The sequence below is a fragment of the uncultured Neptuniibacter sp. genome (genome assembly GCF_947498015.1).
Taxonomy (GTDB): Bacteria; Pseudomonadota; Gammaproteobacteria; order Pseudomonadales; family Balneatricaceae; genus Neptuniibacter.
Genome location: NZ_CANMIR010000001.1, coordinates 63,976 through 84,335 on the forward strand (window position 1 = coordinate 63,976; position 20,360 = coordinate 84,335).

The 20,360-nt window shown below is 48.2% G+C and carries 17 protein-coding genes; 4 read left to right on the top strand and 13 right to left on the bottom strand.

Going from position 1 to position 20,360, the window contains the following annotated elements:
- Nucleotides 1-6 precede the first annotated feature (6 nt).
- From urtE to Q0882_RS00380, 7 genes are all read right to left on the bottom strand, one after another.
- Nucleotides 7-702 carry an urea ABC transporter ATP-binding subunit UrtE gene (urtE, locus tag Q0882_RS00350; protein ID WP_299176488.1) on the bottom strand — a complete coding sequence of 232 codons (696 nt, stop codon included), beginning with the start codon at nt 700-702 and terminating at the stop codon, nt 7-9.
- The gene (gene urtD, locus Q0882_RS00355) at nt 699-1,532 is read right to left on the bottom strand and encodes an urea ABC transporter ATP-binding protein UrtD (protein ID WP_299176490.1); all 834 of its coding nucleotides are present in this window, start codon (nt 1,530-1,532) and stop codon (nt 699-701) included. Before urtD ends, urtE begins: the two co-directional genes overlap by 4 nt.
- The gene (urtC, locus tag Q0882_RS00360; RefSeq protein WP_299176492.1) at nt 1,529-2,674 is read right to left on the bottom strand and encodes an urea ABC transporter permease subunit UrtC; all 1,146 of its coding nucleotides are present in this window, start codon (nt 2,672-2,674) and stop codon (nt 1,529-1,531) included. Before urtC ends, urtD begins: the two co-directional genes overlap by 4 nt.
- Nucleotides 2,671-4,305: an urea ABC transporter permease subunit UrtB gene (urtB, locus tag Q0882_RS00365; RefSeq protein ID WP_299176495.1), complete on the bottom strand. Its 1,635-nt coding sequence runs from the start codon at nt 4,303-4,305 to the stop codon at nt 2,671-2,673. The genes urtC and urtB overlap by 4 nt, the downstream gene beginning before the upstream one ends.
- Before the next feature lie 142 nt (nt 4,306-4,447).
- Nucleotides 4,448-5,728: an urea ABC transporter substrate-binding protein gene (gene urtA, locus Q0882_RS00370; protein WP_299176497.1), complete on the bottom strand. Its 1,281-nt coding sequence runs from the start codon at nt 5,726-5,728 to the stop codon at nt 4,448-4,450.
- Nucleotides 5,729-5,963: 235 nt separating this feature from the next.
- Nucleotides 5,964-6,206, bottom strand: a complete 243-nt coding sequence (locus Q0882_RS00375) for a hypothetical protein (protein ID WP_299176499.1) — start codon at nt 6,204-6,206, stop codon at nt 5,964-5,966.
- 57 nt (nt 6,207-6,263) lie between these two features.
- On the bottom strand, nt 6,264-6,599 hold the full coding sequence (locus tag Q0882_RS00380) for a hypothetical protein (protein ID WP_299176501.1): 336 nt from the start codon (nt 6,597-6,599) through the stop codon (nt 6,264-6,266).
- A 116-nt stretch (nt 6,600-6,715) separates the two neighbouring features.
- Between Q0882_RS00380 and Q0882_RS00385 the strand changes: the two genes are divergently transcribed.
- Nucleotides 6,716-7,999 carry an MgtC/SapB family protein gene (locus tag Q0882_RS00385; RefSeq protein WP_299176504.1) on the top strand — a complete coding sequence of 428 codons (1,284 nt, stop codon included), beginning with the start codon at nt 6,716-6,718 and terminating at the stop codon, nt 7,997-7,999.
- A gap of 1 nt (nt 8,000) precedes the next feature.
- Here the strand turns inward: Q0882_RS00385 and Q0882_RS00390 are convergent, their stop codons facing one another.
- Nucleotides 8,001-8,492, bottom strand: coding sequence for a DNA-binding response regulator (locus tag Q0882_RS00390; RefSeq protein WP_299176506.1), 492 nt, complete (start codon nt 8,490-8,492; stop codon nt 8,001-8,003).
- Nucleotides 8,493-8,642: 150 nt separating this feature from the next.
- Between Q0882_RS00390 and Q0882_RS00395 the strand changes: the two genes are divergently transcribed.
- Nucleotides 8,643-9,281 (top strand): cytochrome b/b6 domain-containing protein, encoded by a 639-nt coding sequence (locus Q0882_RS00395; protein WP_299176508.1) that lies wholly within the window; start codon nt 8,643-8,645, stop codon nt 9,279-9,281.
- A 17-nt stretch (nt 9,282-9,298) separates the two neighbouring features.
- On the opposite strand, the gene Q0882_RS00400 is transcribed toward Q0882_RS00395, so the two are convergent.
- From Q0882_RS00400 to Q0882_RS00415, 4 genes are all read right to left on the bottom strand, one after another.
- A complete protein-coding gene (locus Q0882_RS00400; protein ID WP_299176510.1) occupies nt 9,299-11,716 on the bottom strand; it encodes an EAL domain-containing protein in 2,418 nt (805 codons plus the stop codon).
- Between the two features lie 15 nt (nt 11,717-11,731).
- Nucleotides 11,732-12,481 (bottom strand): ABC transporter substrate-binding protein, encoded by a 750-nt coding sequence (locus tag Q0882_RS00405; RefSeq protein WP_299176512.1) that lies wholly within the window; start codon nt 12,479-12,481, stop codon nt 11,732-11,734.
- A gap of 150 nt (nt 12,482-12,631) precedes the next feature.
- Nucleotides 12,632-13,543 carry a response regulator transcription factor gene (locus Q0882_RS00410; protein ID WP_299176514.1) on the bottom strand — a complete coding sequence of 304 codons (912 nt, stop codon included), beginning with the start codon at nt 13,541-13,543 and terminating at the stop codon, nt 12,632-12,634.
- Nucleotides 13,543-16,989 (bottom strand): ATP-binding protein, encoded by a 3,447-nt coding sequence (locus Q0882_RS00415; protein WP_299176515.1) that lies wholly within the window; start codon nt 16,987-16,989, stop codon nt 13,543-13,545. Before Q0882_RS00415 ends, Q0882_RS00410 begins: the two co-directional genes overlap by 1 nt.
- Nucleotides 16,990-17,512: 523 nt before the next feature.
- On the opposite strand from Q0882_RS00415, the gene Q0882_RS00420 reads away from it, so the two are divergent.
- Entirely contained in the window at nt 17,513-19,003 is a 1,491-nt protein-coding gene (locus Q0882_RS00420; protein ID WP_299176517.1) for a diguanylate cyclase, read from the top strand.
- Between the two features lie 87 nt (nt 19,004-19,090).
- Here Q0882_RS00420 and Q0882_RS00425 read toward each other — a convergent pair whose 3' ends face one another.
- Nucleotides 19,091-20,032 carry a LysR substrate-binding domain-containing protein gene (locus Q0882_RS00425; protein WP_299176519.1) on the bottom strand — a complete coding sequence of 314 codons (942 nt, stop codon included), beginning with the start codon at nt 20,030-20,032 and terminating at the stop codon, nt 19,091-19,093.
- A 99-nt stretch (nt 20,033-20,131) separates the two neighbouring features.
- Between Q0882_RS00425 and Q0882_RS00430 the strand changes: the two genes are divergently transcribed.
- A complete protein-coding gene (locus Q0882_RS00430; RefSeq protein ID WP_299176521.1) occupies nt 20,132-20,359 on the top strand; it encodes a DUF1127 domain-containing protein in 228 nt (75 codons plus the stop codon).
- Nucleotide 20,360 lies beyond the last annotated feature (1 nt).

Consider the following 20,360-nt stretch of genomic DNA (forward strand, 5'->3'; position numbering starts at 1 on the left):
CCCCTCCTATACCGCCAGATACTGCTTAATCAGATCTTCACTGAGATTTGCCATCTGATCACTCGCAACCACGCGCCCCTTCTCCATGAGTCGGAACTCTTTACCCACACGTCGGGCAAACCCCAGCTTCTGCTCAACAAGAATGACCGTGAGGCCCTCTTCCTCGTTGAGTTTTAGGATCACATCGCCGATCTGCTGAACAATGTTAGGTTGAATCCCCTCATTGGGTTCATCCAGAATCAGCACCTTAGGTTCAATTACCAAAGCACGGCCGATCGCCAACTGCTGTTGCTGACCACCCGACAGATCCCCGCCACGGCGGTGAAGCATCTCTTTCAGTACCGGGAACAGCTCAAAGATCTTCTCGGGGATCTCTTTAGCTTTGTCCTTGCGGATAGGCAAACCGATACGCAGGTTCTCTTCGACGGTCAGCATCGGGAAGATATCTCGACCCTGAGGCACATAACCGATACCCGCGGGTGCACGATATTCAGCGGGCTTACTATGCAGCGGTTCCCCCTCCAGCAGGATCTCACCGTTCTGAATCGGTAACAGTCCCATCAGACACTTCAGCAGTGTGGTTTTACCCACGCCATTTCGACCCATGATGCAGGTGCAGGAACCCGGCTTTATCTCCAGATCCAGATCCCAGAGGATCTGCGTGCCACCGTAACGCTGATTTACTTTAGAGATCTCAATCATGGTGCTTCCCCCAGATAAACTTCGATCACATCAGGGTTATTCTGCACCTGGTCCATTGTCCCCTCTGCCAGTACCGATCCCTGATGCAGTACTGTCACTGTGCGGGCGATACTGCGGACGAACTCCATATCATGCTCAACCACAATCACCGTGTGCTCCCCTGCCAACGATGTCAGAAGCTCAGCTGTGCGTTCAGTCTCCTGAGCGGTCATCCCGGCTACCGGCTCATCCACCAGTAGCAAGCGGGGTTCAGCCATCAGTAACATGCCGATCTCCAGCCACTGCTTCTGCCCATGGGAGAGTGCACCTGCCAACATAAAACGGTGCTCTTTCAGGCCAATAATGCCCAGAACCTCATCGATCCGATCGATTTCAGACGGGGTTAATCGCGCAAACAGTGTCGGAATCACACCCTTTTGCTGTTTCAATGAGAGTTCGAGATTGTCGAACACCGTATGTGCTTCAAATACAGTCGGTTTCTGGAACTTACGACCGATACCCAAATTGGCGATATCTGCCTCATCATGCTGCAACAGATTCAGGGTCTGTCCGAAATACACCGTGCCAGTGTCCGGTGCAGTCTTGCCGGTGATAACATCCATCAACGTCGTTTTACCGGCACCGTTTGCTCCGATCAGACAGCGCAGCTCACCATCATTGACGTAGAGATTGAGATCATTCAATGCCTTAAAACCATCAAAGCTGAGGTTCAGGCCCTCAACGTAGAGAATCACATCGTGAGAGACATCAACCTCTTTCTGATCCTCCTGAAGGAAAGACCAGACCCGATCACGGCGCATCACTTCGCGTACATCTGTGAGAGCGTTCATGCTTTGGCCTCCTGAGCCTGCGTCGTTTCTACCGGCTTCGCTGTTTCCTTGTCACCTCTGATCTTCTGTAACAACCCCATCAGGCCCTGTGGCAGATAGAGGGTGACCAGCACAAACATCGCGCCCAGTGCGAACAACCAGCCATCTGGCATAATCGCGGTGAATTTAGTTTTTGCGTAGTTCACCAGCAGCGCACCGATAATCGCGCCAATCAATGTTCCACGACCACCAACAGCGACCCAGATCACAATCTCTATCGAGTTAAGCGGTGAAAATTCACCCGGATTGATGATCCCCACTTGTGGTACATAGAGCGCTCCGGCAATCCCTGCGATCATCGCTGAATAAACAAACAACCAAACTTTATAGCGCTCCGTGCGATAGCCCATAAAACGAGCACGGCTCTCACCATCACGAATCGCTACAATAACTTTGCCCATTCTCGATTTCAGAATTTTATGGCTGGTGATAAAGGTCAGTCCCAGCAACAGTGCCGTCATCCCAAACAGAGCCACTCGGGTCTTGTCTGACTGCAGATCAAAGCCGAGGATATCTTTAAAGTCTGTGAGCCCGTTGTTTCCCCCAAAGCCCATCTCGTTACGGAAGAACGCCAGCAGCAAGGCATAGGTCAGTGCCTGCGTCATAATCGACAGATACACACCGGTGACACGTGATCGGAACGCCAACCACCCGAAGATAAAGGCCAGCAGACCGGGTACCAGCAGTACCATCAGCATGGCAAACCAAAATTGATCGAAGCCGTACCAGAACCAGGGCAGCTCTGACCAGTTAAGGAACACCATAAAGTCCGGTAGTTCAGGGTTTCCATAAACACCTCGATCACCGATCTGACGCATCAGGTACATCCCCATGGCATAACCACCCAACGCAAAAAACGCGCCGTGGCCAAGACTGAGAATGCCGCAGTACCCCCAGATCACATCCACCGCCAGAGCCAACATCGCATAGCAGAGATACTTACCCAGCAAAGTAATCGTGTAAGTACTGACATAGAAGATCGAATCCTGCGGCATCAGCAGGTTGCCCAGTGATGCCAGTGCAGTCAGAATCACCAGAACCGCCACAAATGGCGCTACTTTGCTATCACCGTGTAAACGGGTAAAACGCATTAACTGATTCATTCTGCAGCCCTCCCTTTCTGCGGGAACAGACCCTTAGGCTTTTTCTGTATGAACAGGATGATGAACACCAGCACCAGAATACTGGCCAGTACAGCACCGGTAACCGGCTCAAGAAACTTGTTCGCCACACCCAGTGAAAACGCTGCAACTAAAGTGCCCCAGAGGTTTCCAACGCCACCAAATACCACAACCATAAAGGAATCGATGATGTAGGACTGTCCCAGATTAGGCCCTACGTTTGTAAGCTGGCTCAGCGCAACCCCGGCGATACCGGCGATACCGGAACCCAGGCCAAAGGTCATCGCATCAACCCAGTCAGTACGGATCCCCATCGCTTTCGCCATGCTGCGGTTCTGCGATACAGCACGCACGTTCAAGCCCAGCGAGGTTTTACGCAGGATCAGTAACAATAGCCCGAACACCAGTAGCGCAAAGGCCAGAATATAGAGGCGGTTAAATGTAAGACTCAAAACCGGATTGATCTCCAGCGAGCCACTCATCCATAACGGTGATTCAACCTGTCGGTTCAGTGGGGAGAACACCGTACGCACTAACTGCTGCAAAATGAGGCTGATGCCGAAGGTAGCCAGCAGAGTTTCCAGCGGGCGCCCATGCAGGTGGCGAATCACGCCACGCTCAATCAGGATGCCAAACAGTCCGGATACCACAAATGCAGCTGGAATCGCCACCCAGAGGGAGTACTCGATATACTCTGGCATCATCAACTGCACGACGTAGGTGGTGTAGGCACCCAACATGATCATCTCGCCATGCGCCATATTGATTACGCCCATCACACCAAAGGTGATCGCTAGACCGATCGCCGCTAACAACAACACCGATCCCAGGCTCAAACCAAAAAAGAGCTGATCGACAAAGTCATAAAACTCGATTCTTTCATTAATTTTTTTCAGGGCAACCTCAGCCGCCTGCTTCACTTGGGTGTCAGGATCGCTCTCTGCCATCACATTGAGCCGGTTACGGGAGTCACTCTCAAGACTGTCACCCAGTACTGTTACTGCCGCCAGACGCTTCTCTGGAATCGGGCTCCGGCTCAGATCAAGCGCCAGTGCCAGATCAATCATGGCAAGTACATGCTCATCACTTTCGGTGTTACGGATCGCTTCCAGAGTGTTCAAAGTCGAACTATCCAGGCTGGTAAGCAGCGCTTTTACAGCCGCAAGTCGTTTATCCGCATCGGGGTGCTTCAGATCCAAACGGGCAATAGCTCCACGGAGGAAAACCCGGAGTTTGTTATTCACCCGGATCTTTTTAATCTGCTTCTTGTTCATCATGCCCAGCGTTTCACCACTGAACAGATCAAAAAGCTGGTAATCGCTACCGGTCTTATCCGCAGCCACAACCTGTTTAGTTGATTTAATAAAGTAAAGGCGCCCCTCTAACAGGGTCTTAAATAGGGGTAGTAGTTCAGTTCCCCCCTCTGCTTCCAACCGCTCTAACAGCGGCAGAGATTTGGACAGTTTCACCTCAACCAGTTGCTGGATCAGCATGCTGGTACTGGGCGCAACTGCCGTCGATATTTGAGAATCCGAAATTGTCTGCTCGTTGGCCTGTACGGAGACAGAAAACACAGCAAAATAGCAGCAAAATACGGCTAACAGGTGTCTCACGTAATCTCTCCTGCAGTGATGATCAGCCTGTTCATTATCGTTATGTGGCGTGTTCATCAGGAATGAAACGGTGACAACAGGTCAGCTGTCACCGGTGTAGAAAAAGGGAGTCGTCAATGATTAGACGCTCCCTCTAACGGGATCAGGAACCCGTACACTCTTTAGTTTTAGTGTTGTAATTGCCGCACTTGATCGGAGCGGTCCAGTCAGCCACCAGATCCTTGGAGCCCGGCAGGTAGTCGGACCAGGCATCACCCATAACGATGTTCTCTGTCTCCCATACGACTTCGAACTGGCCATCATCCTGAATCTCACCAATCAGTACGGGCTTACTCAGATGATGGTTCTTATTCATCATCGCCATACCACCGGTCAGGTTTGGTGTGGTTTGTCCAATCATCGCCTGTTCAACAGCATCGACTTCGGTAGTACCCGCCTGCTTAACCGCGTTAGCCCACATGTTGAAGCCGATATAGGTGGCTTCCATCGGGTCGTTAGTCACACGCTCTTCGCTTGTGTACGCTTTCCACTTCTCGATGAACGCTTCGTTGGCATCATTATCAACACTCTGGAAGTAGTTCCATGCAGCAAGATGGCCTACCAGCGGTTTCGTATCGATACCGGAGAGTTCCTCTTCACCCACAGAGAAGGCAACCACCGGGATATCTTCAGAGGAGACACCCTGATTACCCAGTTCTTTATAGAAAGGAACATTCGCGTCACCATTGATCGTAGATACCACTGCAGTTTTCTTACCCGCACTACCAAACTTCTTCACATCCGATACGATCGACTGCCAGTCAGAGTGACCAAACGGCGTGTAGTTGACCATGATATCTTCAGCAGCAACCCCTTTAGACTTCAGATAGGCTTCCAGAATTTTGTTGGTGGTGCGCGGATAAACATAGTCCGTACCCGCCAGTACCCAACGCTCAACACCCAGTTCATTCATCAGGTAGTCAACCGCAGGAACCGCCTGCTGGTTTGGCGCAGCACCGGTGTAGAATACGTTTTTAGAGGACTCCTCACCCTCATACTGAACCGGGTAGAACATCAGACCGTTCAGCTCTTCGATGACCGGCAGAACTGATTTACGAGACACCGAAGTCCAGCAGCCGAAGATTACATCCACACCCTCTTTGGTGATCAGCTCACGAGTTTTCTCAGCAAACAACGGCCAGTTTGAAGCCGGATCCACAACAACCGGTTCCAGTTTCTTACCCAGCAGACCGCCCTTCTTGTTCTGCTCCTCGATCATCATCAGAACAGTGTCTTTCAACGTCGTTTCAGAGATAGCCATGGTGCCGGAAAGTGAGTGCAGTACACCGACCTTAATCGTGTCATCTGCTGCCACTGCATTAAAGCTCATCACCGATGCGCCCATCGAAAGTGCGATACCTGCTGCTAAGGTTTTCAGTTTCATTGTGTGCCCTTCCCTTTAATTTAAACGTTCATCGCCGTGCATCTCAGATGCCGCATGGCGATCCGTTGTGCATTGCAATAAGGGTATTGGAAACAGCTGAAAGCAGGTATTCGGTGATTGACGCAGTAAGGTACGTCATTTGACGTATAGAGGGGTTAAAAACTCCAAATAGGTTTAAGGCTTATCGAACATAACCCGTTCACCTGGCAGTATTTTCCGGCAGTATGATCGATGTTCAGGAACCATCTTTTCGGATCGCTTTTATACGCTTAATCCCAACATATGCGAGAGACAAACCAGCAACTCCGACAACTATGCCCAGAAACAGTATGGGGAGGTACCAAAAGAGCAGTGATTGATCGGGCTCACCTATACGGGAGATCACTGCACTCCAAATATAGAGTCCGATAAAGGTGCCGCCCACAGTGGTCATCAGCGCCCCGAACAGGGTGAGAAGACCAGCTTGCCACTTCTTCAATCCTCAACCCTCCCGGTTCTTATCCGCTCACATGCGGACACTCGGTTGTGCAAACGACTAGCTACTGTTTTTGGAGAAGTAGCCGGCAATCCAGTCATAGAGCAACTGCGTGTTGATCTCACTGAAAGCGATAGTTTGAAAAGCACCCTCCGGGTCTTTATCCATAAAAGAGAACTGATAATTGACCAGATCAGGTTGCTGATCATGCAGGATAATAATGATCCGCTTCCGGCTTCGTAGACAATCAACGGTCATCGCATCAGCAGGTATCCCCTGCTTTCTCATATTCTGGCTAACACCGATGATCGGATCGATCTCCTCAAAATCACGCTGAATAGCGGCATGGGCATCGGAGGCCATCTCCCAAAGCTTTTCTAATTGTTCACTTAGCAAAATACACACTCTTGATCTGTTTTGTGCAGATATAGTTACACAGAAACATAAGAAAGCAACCACAGATCATGATCTCTGTACTGGCGAAATAGAGGAATATCTCTCACTATTAACAGATGGATAGTAGTTTATTTACCTTTGAAAACAATCTGTTCTGGCATCTTGTCATAGCCCTGATGATCGGGATGATTATCGGAATTCAACGTGGCTGGTCGCAACGACACAGCGCGGAGGGTAGCCGTGTTGCCGGGATCCGTACCTTTTCACTGGTTGGTTTCTTTGGCGGATTGACCGCTGCACTGGCGCAGCATCTTACTCCCTGGCTGATCGGGTTTGGCATGCTTGCCCTGATAATCATCATGGCCGTCGCCTTTATCCGTAGCCAGCGCAGTAATCATGATGTCAGCATCACCGGCATTATCGGCCTGCTGATAACCTATGTGTTGGGGTGCCTCGCTGTGATCGGAGACCCTGTGATAGCGGTCTCGGCTGCTGTGATCACCGCACTGATTCTAGACAGCAAACCAGAACTGCATGGCGCTCTGCAGCGTTTACGCGAGTATGAACTAGACGCTGGCCTACGCCTCCTTCTGATCTCAGTGGTACTACTTCCCCTACTCCCAGATGAAGGTTATGGGCCCTGGAACGCGATCAATCCATATGAGATCTGGTGGATGGTGGTTCTGATCGCCAGCATCTCTTTTCTTGGCTATTTTGCGATCCGCATTGGGGGCGCCCGCCGAGGTATTCTGTTCACCTCTATCTTTGCAGGGCTCAGTTCATCGACAGCACTCACCCTGCAGTTTTCTCACCTGTCTAAAAATTCACCCGCACTGAGTCACCTTCTGGCCAGCGGAATTCTGGTGAGCTGTGGCACGATGTTCCCGCGAATCATTCTGGTACTGATGGTGCTCAATCAACCGCTCGCGATGATGCTTTGGCCTGTAATGCTATTGATGATGGCTGGGTTCTACCTACCGGCCCTCTGGTTCTGGCGTCAGCACCAGGATGGTGCTCCCCATAATATTGAGAAGAACCATAATCCACTGGCATTGAGTTCAGCATTTGTCTTTGGTTTTCTACTAATGATTATCATGCTGCTGTCACAGGCACTATCCAACTGGTTTGGCGATACCGGCACACTGGTCCTGTCGGCGCTATCTGGTCTCTCTGATGTTGACCCGATCACACTGACTCTGGGCCGCCAAAGCCCTGAGTATCTCAGCCTGAATACAGCAGCACTGGGGATTGTCATCGCTGCATCCGTTAACAGTCTGGTTAAGATGTCGATGACGATCTTTATCGGCCATAAAAACCTATCACGAAAGGTCGCATTTCCAATGCTGGGCTCAGTTATTGCCGGAGCCCTTCTGATGACCTTCGGTTCCCCCCTTCTCTGAATCAGAGCAGATCTTCAATAAACCAAGCCGCCAGAACATGTCGTCCTGCCAGTCCTGATTTCTGGTAGATGGAGGAGGCTTGCTGACGGATTGTTTTCTCAGCAGTTCCGCGCAACAGGGCGATCTCTTTCAAACTAAAACCTTTTATCAGCAGCAGTCCGACATCACGTTCACTCTGGCTCAGTTTCCACTCAGTAAACTGGGTATTGATCGCTTCACCTAGCTGTTTTCTCGCCGTCACTAACTCAGCACTTTGTGGGGTTGGCAGCGTCTGGACAGATTCCAGTTCCGCCTTGAGGTTTGCGATCTCACGCTTCTTATGCACGTTTTCTACGAATAACCAGATAAGAATGGTGAAGGCAAAACTCAGAAGGATCGTTTCCTGAATCAGGTGGATTCGGCTGGCACCCTGAGATAGATCCGTCAGCAGATCGGCCCCGCTGGCCACAACAACCAATGATAGAAACGCAACAATCAGTTTCTCACGACTCACACTAAAAATAAAAATAACTCCTTGATTTATATGAATAGTACATATGTCCTAAGATCAGAAAGGTACAGATGTCTGATGAATATACCGTCTATTTCCGGATGATTGACCCGATCACACCTTTTTACTTTTTAAGCTTAAGGAAACACTGAGATGGATACCGATAACCGCATCTATGTATGGGACAAATTTGTCCGATTGTTCCACTGGTCACTCGTTTTACTTTTTATGCTCTGCTATATCAGCGGTGATGAGATTGAGTGGGTGCATGTCAATGCAGGATATATTATCACCGGTTTAATCTCGCTTAGAATAATATGGGGATTGATCGGCAGCCGCTATGCAAAATTTCACCAATTTATCTACTCCCCCCGGTCAATCCTTAACTACACCAAGTCGCTATTTGGTGGAAAGCCGAAACACTATCTCGGCCATAACCCGCTCGGCGGAGTGATGGTACTGACGATGCTTCTGACATTAACGACAATTACCTTTAGTGGACTAAAACTCTATGCCGTTGAAGAGGGGCTTGGGCCGTTTGCATCGGTATCTGAACAATCTCTATCGATTATCAGCTCTGCATATGGCGATGATGAATGGGACTTCAAGGAAAGGGACCACGATGATCATGAAGAGGATTTTTGGGAAGATATTCATGAAGCCTCTGCCAACCTTATGCTGTTTCTTATAATCCTCCACATTGCCGGAGTGATCATATCAAGTAGAGTGCATGATGAATCGTTGGTAAAAGCGATGATCAATGGCTATAAATCGCCTTCAACAGAGGAGTAAAACGGGGTTTAAGCAGGTCAGTAGGTACTCTTCTCAGGCTGCCCTAACAGCGCTGTGATCTGGGCTGCGGGAATCGGTTTGGAGTAGAGATAGCCCTGGAAGCAGTGGCATCCCAGTGCCAGGAGTGTCTCTTTCTCCTTCTCGGTTTCAACCCCCTCTGCAATCACCACCAGTGCAAGCCGGTCTGCGGTTGCAATGATAACCTCTACGATGGCAGCCAACTCTGAGTGCGGATGTAGATCGGTCACAAACGAGCGATCTATTTTCAGGATATCCAGAGGAAGGTGGCGCAGATATTTCAGAGAGGAGTAACCGGTACCAAAATCATCGATCGCAAATGAGACCCCCTTCTGCTTGAGCAGCTTCATCTTATTGCAAGCAACTTCGAAATTGTTAAGCAGCATATTTTCGGTAATTTCCAACTCAACCATATGCCCCGGAAGCGCGTATTTATCCAATAGATTGTTAACCCGCTCAACAAAATCAACCTGCATAAACTGTAACGGGCTGATATTGATTGCCAGACGATGGAAAGATTTAGGAAGCGGTTGTTGCAGCCATATAGAGAGCTGTTGGATCGATTGCTCAAGTACCCAGTTGCCAATCTCTATGATCTGACCACTCTCCTCTGCTACAGAGATGAACTCCCCGGGTGCGATAATGCCCTTCTCTGGGTGGCGCCAGCGGATAAGTGCTTCTAAACCGATAATGTTATCGTGTTCATCCACCTGAGGCTGATACCAAAGCTCAAACTCCTCATTCTCATAAGCCTGATGGAGCCCTTTTTCCAGTTCCATACGTAGCTGAGCCGATGACTGCATCTCAGTGTCAAAGAACTGGTAGCCATTACGTCCCAGCGCCTTGGCTCTGTAAAGCGCCGTATCGGCCTGTCTTAATATGTCAGCCGCATTCTCGTTCACCTCTGGGAACACCGAGATACCGATGCTGGCGGTGCAGTACAAGGAATTATTATCTACCTCAAACGGAATAGCCATCAGACTCACTAGAGTCTCCGCGAGATGAGCCGCATATTCAGCTGCTGCAACATCGTTACTGCCAACCTCTGGTAGAAGTACAACAAATTCATCACCTCCCAGACGCCCGCAGGTCGCCTCGGCGGGAAGCTGGTCCTGCAACCGTCTGGCGATCTGCCGCAAGAGCTGATCCCCAATCGGATGCCCTAATGAGTCATTAATAGTTTTAAACCGATCAAGATCCAGATACAGCACCGCTCCACTGTTCTTTTTGGCGCGGTGAAGGTCAACAGAAGAGGTAAGGCGATCGATGAACAATCGTCGGTTAGCCAAGCCGGTCAGGGTATCAAAGTAGGCAAGTTCATAGATCTGCTCTTCTGCCGCTTTTCGTGCAGTGATATCTCTGGCCAGAATCAGCAGGTAACTCTGCTCTTCAAGAAAAACCTTAATTCCACGCGCTTCTATCGGAAAACTATCAGCTTCAGCACGTTGAATATCTTCAAAGGTCGTGACCCTCTTTTCTGACAGAGAATCAAACAACTGACTTAATTCATCGTGGGAATAGGATTGGCTATAGTCTGAAAGACGAGTACCTACGATCTGCTGACTACCCACTCCCAAAGATTCACAGGCCTGGCGATTAGCCATGACGATGGAGGTATCATCACTACAGAGAAACATCGCATCACCGGCATTCTCCATAAGCGTACGGGAAAAATGTTCACTTCGGGTCAATTCACGGATACTGCTATTTAGCTGCTCAGTCATTGCCTGCTTTTCCTGCCACAAGCTGTCAAAGCTTCTGACAAGATCACCAATCTCATCCCGCTCCAGATAGGGGATATCTCCCGTTTTCTTCTCAGAACGTAGAGAATTGATCCACTCAGAAATATGCACAATAGGTCGGGAGAGATAACGATAAAATAGCCACAGCAGTATGAACGCAAGCGCAACATCCCGAACGATACCAATTACCAAACTTCTCACAGCACGTTGCACAAATTCGCTAACGATAAAGGGACGATCCAGTTCAACGGATAATATAGCGGGTCGGCTACTCTCTGCTCCAACCTGCAACTCCATTTTGATCTCAGGCTCTATTTCGAAGAGATACAAGCCTATCTGAGTCAACCACTCTCTCTCATCTGAGCGGTTACGGATACTACTTGCCAGCTGATCTCCAAAATCATCTTCAAGTCGAGCCATGTATATAGCCGGATGAGAGATCAGGGAATCTGTTGTTTCCTTTGCTTGCAGTAGATCAAGGTTATAAATTGAACGAGAAGCTGATTCCTGGTGGAGTTGAATGACGCGCTGAATATCCGAGGCACTATTGAGGCGCTCCTGTTCCAGATCTTGATGCAACTGCCAGACCGTAAAGACCAACCCTAACAGTACAGAGATCAACAGGACTGATTTAGCCTGTTTGAATGCGATCTTATGTCTGAACTCAAAAACCATCCCTGAACCCTTTCTCTATAGATATCGGTTATATATCTCAGTAAATTCGCCACTTTCCTTAATTTTTCTCAACCCCTGGTTAAACAGATCGGCCAATTTATCAGAACCAGAGAAACGTTTACTCAAACAGAGATAAAACGGTGTACTCTCCTGATCTGAAAAATGGATATATTTGAGATTGAGCGACTGACCATTTTGACGTGCAATATAACGGGTTGTCAGTTCACCGTTATAAAACAGATCGATATCCCTATGCAAAACTGCATTAATGCCCGCTTCAATTGATGGAACCTGTGTGTGCGCAATATCCAAACGTTCAAGCTGCTTCTGAATTCCCCAGCCTTCAACAGCCGTAACACTGTATTGGTGCATATCTGAGATACGGATCAATGCTTTTGAAGATGTCTGTTTTGCCATAACAGCAACCTGTGTGGCAGAACTCAGTTGCTCACTGAAAAGAATAAACTCATCCCGCCCCGGTCGTTTAGAGCAAGATAGCGTTCCAGCAATACGGCCATGCTTTAAGCTCTTCAAGATACGCTTCCAAGGTGCAGTTTTAATCACTGCATCAACATTCACAGCCGCAAATGCAGCTTTGGTGACATCAACATCGATCCCGGTTATCTCGGTATCAGAACGGACGATCATATAGGGACGATAATCGATAGCATAGAGTGTTACTAGACGGATTGAGTCGTCAGCATAGAGGCTGCTGCTTAACAGGAAACTGATGATCAGACTTACAAGTGATCGATTAATCTTCACAACCCTCTCCCTAAAAGCTATCAATAATCACCCACACATTAGGCATAGCATAAAATAATGACAATCAAATTAACCATACAAATAAAATGGCTATATGATCTTCCTCTGAAGCCCCCTGCTGAACAAGTATACAGATCAAACTTGTTACAACTATTGTTCTGCCAAGGCACGAATAGCAATCCCTGCAGCCGCAGTTCTGTTTTCAACGCCGAGCTTTGGGAATATCTGTTCCAGGTGCTTGTTAACAGTACGAGGGCTCATCTCAAGAATCTCAGCGATCTCACGGTTTGTTTTGCCATTAGCCACCCAATGGAGTACCTCTGATTCCCGTTCTGTCACTGCAAGTTTATCGCGCAATAGCTCAGCACCCTGCAACCTATTCCCATCAACTAGTCTGACCAAAAACTCTCCATTAGCGTGAAAAGTGACCATCTCCAGCTCAAGTGGATAGGCCAGATGAAGAAGTTTTAGTGGCTTCCCATCTGCCTGTTCATGTAAAACAACCCACTGACTAAGCTGTTCAGGTAGAAATTTCTCACGCCAGCGCTCGTCAGCCCCCGCTTTGGCTAACAGGGCATATACCTGGGGAGTTCCCCAGATCAGCTCTCCTTGCTGGTTGAGCGTCATCAGGTACTGTCCACTGCTATCGAGTGCCGACTGTACACTAACTGCCTGGCGCGCATTATTCAGGTGAACCTTCATACGTGCGAGTAACTCACTCGGATTAATCGGTTTAGTCAGATAATCGACCCCACCAACCTCTAGTCCGCGAACCAGATCAGAGGTATCAGTCAGCCCGGTCATGAAAATTACCGGTATAGTTGCCAGTGCAGGATCTGCTTTCAAGGCCCTACAGGTTTCAAAGCCATCCATATTGGGCATAATCGCATCTAACAGAATGATATCCGGACGGATACGGTTAGCGATCGTCAAAGCCTGCTTCCCCTCTAAAGCGACAAGTACATCCATCCCCGCCCCTTCCAGTGCATCGTTGATCAGACTTAGTGCATCCGGAGAATCATCCACCACCAGCACAATGTCGTTGCTTACCACCGCCTTCATCAGATCCTTTCCTCAATGGTTGCTGCTAATTTTTCAAACTGAAACCCTGCACAGAGATGCTGTAAATAACGCTGCGTGTCACTACAGATCAGATCTTCACACTCAATCTTTCTCAGACTTTCAACGACCCCTTTCTGATAGCCCATCTCGGCGTATGCCTTTAATTCAAGGATCAGGTTATGACGAGGAATTGAGAGCCCTTCCGGGGACTGAAACTGAAGATCACTACCTGTCAGCTCCGAAATATCTGTCTCATATTCGCCTTCAGAAAGTGGCTGAGAGTCGGTGTGATGACCATAGACCCACTCCAGTTCAAGATGATGAGCGATCCGTTCAAGCAGATACTGATTGCTCACCGGTTTCACCAGATAGTCATCATAATCCTGTCGATAGATACTCTGCTGACTGTCATCTTCCACATTAGCTGAGAGCATAAGGATCGGCTGTGAAAAGCCCTGTTCTTTCAACTGATGTGCCAGTTCCAGACCACTCATTCCGGGCATGGAAATATCAAGAATAAAGAGATCAGGGCGGATCTGGTTAACCAGTTGAAGACAACTTTCTCCACTGTGTGCCTCAACCGTTTTGAAGCCCAAAGGGGTTAACAGATCGGCGAGCAGTCCTCTTAGCACCGGATCATCATCAACAAGACAGAGAGTTCTCTGATACCCCTCATAACCAGCAGGCTGCTTAGCTCGGGGGTCATCCGCAGCAGGCTGATCCACCCAGGGAAGCAGTAAACTCACTCGGAACTCTGAACCTTTCCCTGGCACGCTCTTAACCTGAAGGTCCCCTCCCATAATCTCAGTGAGGAGTTTCACGATGGTCAATCCCAACCCAGTCCCAGGCAAACTGGCTGTGTCCTGATTGCGTACACGCTCAAAGGGATCAAAAATACGCTTAAGATTCAGTTCATCGATTCCCGGTCCGGTATCCCTGATAATAAATTCAGCAACCTGATTACGGTACCGCATCTCGAAGTCTATCTGCCCTTGCGGGGTATATTTAACAGCATTAGACAGAAGATTGATTAGGATCTGTCGCAACCGTTTTTCATCTGTCATCACAATATCGGGGAGTGGATCATACACTTTGCAGTTCAAATTCAGCTGTTTCTGCTCCGCCTGCATACTGAACATTAAAGAGAGCTGTTCCACCAGTTCGGGTAGTTGGACCTGACTTCGAAACAGCTCCAATCTGCCTGCTTCAATTTTTGAGATATCCAGTAACCCCTCAATCAGATCCGTCAGGTACTGACCACTGCGATGAATAATTTTAAGGCCACGCTTATGCTCATCGGCAATCGCCTCCCGCTCTGATAAGAGCTGCGCATACCCGAGAATTGATTGCAGAGGAGTCCTTAACTCATGGCTAATACCGGTGAGATAACGGCTTTTCGCTTCGTTAGCCCGTTCAGCAAACTCCTTTGCCTCCTGAAGCTCACGGTCGGTCTGCTCATGCGCATCAATCTCCCGGGTCAACTTGAGGCTTTGTCGGTTAGACTCTCGCTGCGCGGTTATCCTGCTTTCATGGGCCAGCAGGAACAACCAGACAATCACCCCTGATGCGATAAAAAGCACAATTGATAGCGCAATGAACGTATCTGTCAGCAGAGCAACTTCCGCCTCATTGATCGGTTTCATCTGATTGAAGATGAGAAGCAGCAAGGCCCCTATCAGAAGATTTACGCTGACTACCAATCCAATAAAGCGTCCAAGCCGGGAGTAGAGCATACGTACAGTATAAACGGGAAGATAACGGTATAAATTTCTTAGAATCCGATCAGACACACCGGTTTTGGGCTTACAACTGTCCAGACAACGCACATCGAGAGAGCAACAGAGTGAGCAGATAGGCTGCTGGTAGGCAGGACAATAACTCATATCCTCCTGTTCAAAACTGTTTTCACAGACACCACACTTGATCAGACTTTGGCCTGCGGGATGAATATGCCCTCTCCCATCACTGAACTGCGCCATACAACCTGAGCTACGCGCAATGTAGTAACGCCCCCCTGTTATCCAGGCGATCAGTGGCACACTGATAAAGCAGCTCAGCAGTGTCAGAAAATGACATAGATGATGTGCCCCTTCGCCAAACACACCTAAATAACTCAGAACACCGACCAGCGTTGAGATCGCCATTGAACCAACCCCGACCGGGTTGATGTCATAGAGATGCGCACGTTTAAACTCAATATCCTTTGGACTTAACCCCAGCGGCTTATTGATCAGGAGATCGGCAGATAATGAACCCAGCCATGCCAATGCCAGAATCGCAAAACTCCCCAGAATCGCTTCAAGCGCCTGATAGATACCTAGCTCCATCAGCAACAGGGCAATTGAGACATTGAAGATCAGCCACACAACACGCCCGGGATGACTGTGGGTTAAACGTGAAAAGAAATTCGACCAGGCGATTGAACCCGCATATGCATTAGTCACGTTGATCTTCATCTGACAGAGGATCACCATCACAGCAGCCAGTATAAGCGCGAACGCAGGAGATTGTGTCAACGTCAAAAACACCTGCTGATACATATAGGTAGGATCAACAGCCTGGTCAAAGGGTACCAGTTGAGTAAATGCCAGATAGGCAAGAAAGGAGCCCAACAACATCTTAATAAAACCAACCCAGACCCACCCCGGCCCTGAGAGTACCAGCCAGAACCACCACTGTTTCCGGTTTTCCCGTGTTTTAGGTGGCATAAAACGTAGGTAATCAGCCTGCTCACCAATCTGCGCTACCAATGCGATCAGTACGGAAACTGCTGCTCCAAAGAGTGCCAGATCAAATCCACTCCCTACCGGGTACTCTGGCGCCGTAAACTCCATCCACCCCTGAAGATGGTCATACTCATAGATCAACACAACAGCCAGTGCAGCACCTTGAAGCAGCAACCAGATAAACTGTGTGCCTACCTGAAAACGACTGATCGCGGTAATTCCGTGGGTCACGATAGGAATCACTGCAACCGCGCAGATGATATATCCGATAAAGAGGGGGATGCCCAGTAGAGCATGGAGCGCAGAGGCAAGAATAGCAGCTTCAATAGCGAAAAATATAAAGGTAAAAGTGGCGTAGATCAGCGAGGTTAGCGTTGAACCTAAATACCCAAACCCGGCACCACGAGTCAGCAGGTCAATATCCAGACCATAGCGTGCGCAGTAATAGGCGATTGGGAAACCGGTGATAAACAACACCACACAGACCGCAATCATCGCCCAGAGGGTGTTGGTGAACCCATAACTTAATGTCACCGCTGCCGCTAACCCTTCCAGTGCAAGAAAAGAAGCTGCACCCAGGGCTGTCGCACCCACTTTGGCGATGCTCATATGACGCCCACTCACAGCAGTGAACCTGAGGGCGTAATCCTCAAGCGTCTGATTAGCCACCCATCGATTGTAATGACGGCGCTCTTTCAGAATTCGTTGAGATGCACTCATTAAGACCCGACCTCCATCCATTTGCACCAAAGAGATGCACAAAGCACCATAAAAGCGCACAAAGAGAGAGCCCGCCCACATGTATTTCCAACATATTGGCTACAGCCCCTGTGTTACGTAAATGCACCGATAAAGCGCTTCAACTCTTTCCGCTGACAGAATTCAGTGCATCGTTCATGCCAAACATGGCATCACTAGTCGAAAAGGAATGTTAGGAGAGTAAACGGGGATATTCTGGCGATCAGGCCATATTGAAAAAGATAATGCGATAGCGTTCCAGTTTAATTTAGCTGGTTTAACGAATCATTCCTGCTCTGAATACTTCCAGTCAATGTGTGCAGCCAGTAGGTTTCCTCTACATAGCCCAGCGATCTATGCTCAATCAGGAAAACTCTGCGTATTGATCATGGCCTGAATACCTGAAACATGGTTAAGTCATCTTTTTGGTGTTAGTTTGCTTAAAATTATCTATTTCTTAAGTATCTCTGTTCGCTTTAATCGTGGTTTATAAGAACGTTTATCTATGCACAATAATGATTCCAACTTTCCTGATATCTTAAATCAGCTCTGTTTACTGATTATGGTAATTTGGGGATGTAATGTTCATGCTGCTCCCCTCCTGACTGAACGAGAACAGGCTTTCTTAGCCGCTAACCCTAGAGTTGTTTTAGGTGTTGGAGAGTCTTTTGAACCCTTTGTTATAAAGAACCTGGATGGCACCTACAGTGGCTATGATATCCAGATCGCAAGATTGATCTCTAAACATACAGGCTTAGAGATCGACTTCGAAATGGGTACATGGAAAGAGATACAAGAGAGGGCCAAACGCAGAGAAGTTGATGGCTTATTAACCGCTATTTTTAATGAAGAGCGTGCTGCCCATTTTGTTCCGTCATTCCCTTATTTTTCCACAACCAGCCTTATAGTCGTCAAAAAAGGGAATCCTGAAGAGATTACAGACAGTTCAGATATCGAAGGCAAGAAGGTCGCCATGCAAAGGGGCAATGTTCTGTTTGAAGGAGTTCTTAACGCTATAACGAACAACGTAGATATCGTTTACTTCGATCATATACATGAAATTATTAGCGCGGTTGCTTCAGGCCATGCTGATCTTTGCATTCTTGATGAAACAACCCCCTATATAGCCAAGAAAACGGGGTTAGAGGACTATATAGAAGTCGCTTTTGCTGTTGGAAAACCAGAAAATATTCACATTTTGATCAGAAAAGACCAACCTGAACTACAGAGCATCATCAATAAGGGATTAAGTCTCATAAAAGAGGAGCAGCTGCTTGAGATTCGGAATCAATGGTTTTCTTTACCGGAAAAATCTATCAATTGGCCTTTTTTAATAAAAATCGTCCTCTCAATGACAGCCCTCTTAGGTATTGTTTTGTACTGGAGTTACACATTAAAAGTAGCCCGAGGTAGAGCTGAAGCAGCGCTAGCTGAACTTGAAAAGAAAGACAGGGAGCTTGAAGCAGCCAATAGAATTCTTTCACAGCTATCGATTACAGATCCCCTGACACATCTATACAACAGAGAGAAGCTGAACAAGGTTCTTGACCAAGAACTAAATCGCGCCTCTCGATATGGGACTCCCTTCGGAGTAATCATGGCCGATGTCGATCATTTCAAAAAAGTTAATGATGAATATGGTCACCCCGTAGGGGATAGTGTCCTGATAGAGATCGCTCATATTTTACAAGCGAATACACGCTCTGTAGATATTGTTGGAAGATGGGGTGGTGAAGAGTTTTTGATCATCTCTCCCCAAATCGGCCACAGTGAACTTACTTCAATGGCTGAAAAGCTCAGAGCCTTAATCGAGCAGCACACTTTCCCAACAGCTGAATCTCAAACTGCCAGCTTTGGTATTACAATTTATCTGCCAGATGACAGTGCTGAACAGATGATCACAAGAGCTGACCAAGCCCTGTATTTATCAAAAGGGAAAGGAAGAAATCAGGTTCAGGCCGTTCTGACTGACTCAACCAGATCCCCGACACTGTAGTCCGCAACATAGCGACCAGCTGCCTCCCAATGTATCAAAAGCGGGTTCACTGGATACAATGGCCGCCCTAAGTAGATTCGATCTGATTCAGTTAACCCCTTGATTGCTGAATGGCTCTCGCGCCATAAGCTGCTGCCATTCAGTCTCAATCACCGATGCCGCATCAATAATCCAATCTCTGAATAAAGCCACTTTCGGGCGATTGAAGTGCGCTGACGGTGCCACTAGGTAGTAACTGAAAGGCGAATCCCAATAGACATTCAATGGGCACACCAGCTGCCCTCTTCTGATGTGCTCATAAGCAAGACTAAAACGTACCGCCGCAACTCCCTGCCCATTCAGAGCGGCATCGATCAGGATGTAGGCATCCTGCATTTTCAGTGTGACATTGGATTCACCACTAAAGCGTTGGATAAATGCCCTATTCACGATCTTCAGGTCATCGGAGTCATCGATCAGCAGTGGCAGATCCGACAAGTTCAGCTCTCGTTGCTCCAACTGCTGTTTTAGCTGCGGGTGACACAGCGGCACAATATAGTCATCGGCGATAAGTCTCTCTTCAAGCCCCGACAGACCTGCCCGTGTGAATCGTATCGCCAGATCCTGACTGTCATCAGAAAAATCATGTCGCTCGAGCGTTGTCGATACAAAGCTTTTGATCTCGGGGTGCAGCTGTTGAAACGCGGCTAATCTCGGGATCAACCATCGTGCAGCAAACGAAGCGATGGTGGTTATCTTAAGTTGATCGGGTTCCGGGTCCTCTCCCAACGCACGACTCCCCTCCTCAATTAACGAGAAAGCCTGCTGGATAAAGGGAAGCAACCGGATCGCCTCAGGGGTTAGCTGCACTTCACGATTAAGCCGAATAAATAACGGTACTGCAAAGTACTCTTCGAGCAAACGTATCTGCTGACTAACCGCGGCTTGCGTAACATAGAGTTTTTCTGAAGCCTCTTTAAAACTGCCGCATTCAGCCGCCAGTTGGAACACCCGCAGCGCCTTTAATGGCGGTAATCGATCCACATTCACTTAAGCATTCCTTAACCATTTCTAAAAATTACTCGTTTGTCACTATAGCTAAAAACCCCTGAAAATCTATCTAAATGCACACAAAACGAGACAATTACGATGAATTACTCACAAGCACTCGAAAAGCAAGACAAACCTCAGTTAAGAACTCCTTCTCATAATAGCATTATCACACTACAACGGTTTTGGGCTTTAATCAGCCGCTGGAGACAGAACTATACTGGTCGCCGACAGCTGAAGCAGCTTGACCACTCACAACTAAAAGATATTGGCATCTCCCGAAGTGAGGCCCTGTCAGAGGCTAATAAGCCCTTCTGGAGACGGTAAA